Below are 3,505 nucleotides of genomic sequence, written 5' to 3'. Positions count from 1 at the left end.
GCTACGATGCTAATTCCCCTGACAGCGAAATAAATAATTCAATGTATGATTTGGAATAAAACATTCCATTTTTGCTCCTGTTTTTTAGATAAATTAGATTAATTCTCTATAACTCCCATTGGCTGATGATAAATTACACAATTAAAGACAAGACAATTCCCTGCATTCATGATGCATATTTAACAAAAATATAACCTCAGGTTAAAAACAATCACATACGATATTATTTTATAACAACAAAAGAGTACCCCTAGTGTAGATGCCATAAGCAAACCCACACCAACTTAAGCACATTGCTTTATAACGATTAAATTCCATTACAAATAGAAATGTTATTTAATCCAATACCACCCAGAAACAATTATAATTTATAATTAACTCCAAAACATATTATTCAACAATAATAAAACAATGTAACAGGAATAATTATCAACCATGTATGATATTGATTTAAAATACAAAAAAAACCGGGAGATCGCTCTTTGATGCGATTTTTCGGACATCCGGCGATATTGACCAATACGAGGTATAAGCAGGAAAAAAATTTAATGTTATTCAGTTCAAAAACACCGACTAACATAGACATTGAGACTATCCGCCACCGTTTTTTCAATCTTATTATCCCAAGTTATTTAAAATAAAAAATATATATCAAGGGGAGATCATGAAATTAAAGCTGATTAAATCAGCCTACATGCCCCCCAGGAAACACATTATCATTATCAAATTTTCGATTATTTTTATCAGAATAAATATTTTCAACAATGACTCTACAACTAAATACATATTCGAGATACCCGTTTAATCAAAAAAATAAAATAAAATTAACAATAAAATTAGATTTAGATCACATAATAGAAAATAACAACAATAACGAAGAAATATAATCAAATAATTTATTATAAAAACCACCCTTTTCCTTATTCTGTTTTAGCATAGAAATAATCCGGCATAAACAATATATACCGGATCATCACACTAATATTAAATTATTCAATATTGATTAATATATCTGTATTATAACACCTCCCCGCCACAACTGATTGCCAACGCCCTGTTTATGGCCTGAGCTAAAGCGATTCTATGCTCATTATTCTCCAATAAACTAAAATGATTACCCGGAACAGCAATCAACCGAAGTAAAGAGTCAGGTATTATCTGTGCCCAACCTAACGATGGGTCTATAGTTAAAGTCTTCGGTTTTTCATCCGTAACAAAAGAACTAGCAGGGGGACGTTCCATCGCATAAAACTGATGCAGCGTTACCGTTAATACCCGTGGTTCATAATCTCCAACTATTTGCCCATAACGCTCTATCCGCTCCCAACTTTTTGCGACTAATTCAGGGCACAGATTGGCGGGGTATAACGCCAATTCCTGTGCCGCTTCAATAAATTGCACCAAATTCAGATCATCAATTCGCCGGTACAACGCCGCCATCTCCTGAGTGTGTTCTTCCCCAAACTGCCTGACTAACTCGTCAAAGAACTGATGTTTGAGTTGCATAGGCTGCTCCCTGATATAATGAGGAGCCGGCGTATCAATCAATCCCAGGAAGTTCACCGTCTCACCGGCATGCAAAAGCCCCTGGGCAATAGCATAAGCTAATACGCCGCCGGAAGAGTAACCCCATATCCGATACGGGCCTGCCGGTTGAACCGCTTTCATCAAGCTGATCATGCTGGCAGCCTGCTCTTCCATCGTCGGTACCGCTTCTTCATTGATGGACGACCAAGATACCGTATAAATCGGATAGCCTGACCGGATATGTTGAGCCAGCCCGAAGACATAGGAATAGTCTTCCATTCCACTGGGCACAAAGAACAACGGCAGTTCTGCTCCACCCGGTCGCACCGGTATGGCACTGCTTTGCGACTGAGACTGCAAATCTGAGGTGATTTTCGCTGCCAATGCGGACAACACAGGACATTGGAACAAAGCATTCAATGTACAAATCAACCCCTGACCGGCGGCAAGGTTTATCATGCGTATGGCAAGCAGTGAATGACCGCCCAGCGCGAAGAAGTTGTCATGCCGGCTGACCCGCTCAACCCCCAGCAATTCACACCAAATCGCCGCCAATGCCATTTCTGTTTCCCCATACGGTGGGGCGTAAACCTGACGGGCAACCGCTTTTTCGTCCGGTGCGGGTAATGCCTGACGATCCAGCTTGCTGTTAGGCGTCAGCGGGAAAGCATCCAGACGCACAAAGGCACCCGGCACCATATAATCAGGCAACAAAGCACTCAGATGTTCACGTAAACTGTTAACCAGCCCATCATTTGCCTGCGCCACCACATAAGCCACCAGATACTTGTCCAGCCCATCACCCAACGCCAGTACCCGCACTTCACTCACCGCCGGGTGTTCAGCCAAACGCGCCTCGATTTCCCCCAGCTCAATGCGGAAACCGCGGATTTTAACCTGCTGGTCATTACGACCAATGAACACCAGATTGCCATCCGGCAGATAACGGGCCAGATCGCCGGTACGATACATTCTCGCCCCCGGAGCCTCACTAAACGGATCTGTCAGAAAACGTTCAGCCGTCAGCTCAGGGCGGTTCAGATAACCCCGCGTCACACCTGCGCCACCAATATGCAGCTCACCAACGACCCCAAAAGGCACTGGCTGGCCCTGAGCATCCAGCAGATACACCCGCATGTTGGCCGTCGGACGGCCAATCGGGATCACCCCATCCGTATAATCTGACGGACAATGCCAAGTGGTGGCACACACCGTGGTTTCTGTCGGACCATAATCATTGAACAGATTTACCCGACTCCGCAATGCCTGAAGCAGCGCCGTACTGGGTGCTTCACCACCCAGTATCAAGGTTGGCTTTATCGTTAGCGCCGGTAAATCCCCCCCTTCCTGGAGAAAAGCCGGTGTCAGGAAAGCGTGCGTCACTTTCTGTTCTTCCAGATAATGCCAAAGGCGTAATGGATCCTGACGAACCGTGTCGGCAGGAATAACCAAACTGGCCCCACCACCCAATGCAGTCATCATTTCCGCGACACTGGCATCGAAACCAAAGGAAATAAACTGCAATATCCGACTGGTTACCTTCACGTCAAGCCGGGTAATTTGTGCCAGAGCCAGATTAACCACACTATGATGCTCAACCATCACCCCTTTCGGCGTGCCGGTTGAGCCGGAGGTATAAATCACATACGCCAGATGCCGTGAAGTCAAGGCAGGAACCTGCGGGTGACTGTCCGGCTGGTCAGGCAATCCATTCGGGTCAAGCACCGTCAGGCTCACAAGGACGTTCTCACCCAACGCTGTACGTCCGACGTTATCCGCCAGCAAAATAGCCGGTGCCGCATCAATCAAAATATGCCCCAAACGCTCACCCGGATAGGCAGGATCCAGCGGCACATAAGCCCCACCCGCTTTCAGCACCGCCAGCAATCCCACCACCATTGCCGGTGAACGCGCCACGCAAATCGCCACCCGCTGGTCCGGCTCCACGCCCAGCGCAATCAGTTGATGCGCCAGCCGA

1 protein-coding gene is annotated in these 3,505 nt (G+C 45.9%); it reads right to left on the bottom strand.

The window, feature by feature from the left end; all coding sequences use genetic code 11:
- Nucleotides 1-1,017 precede the first annotated feature (1,017 nt).
- Nucleotides 1,018-3,505, bottom strand: a 2,488-nt coding sequence (locus PTE_RS04075; RefSeq protein WP_036843338.1) for a non-ribosomal peptide synthetase, incomplete at its 5' end; no start/stop codon positions are given.

This window comes from Photorhabdus khanii NC19 (genome assembly GCF_000517265.1).
Lineage (GTDB): Bacteria > Pseudomonadota > Gammaproteobacteria > Enterobacterales > Enterobacteriaceae > Photorhabdus > Photorhabdus khanii.
Note: the sequence above shows the minus strand (reverse complement) of the source record. Positions and strands in the feature narration are given on the sequence as shown.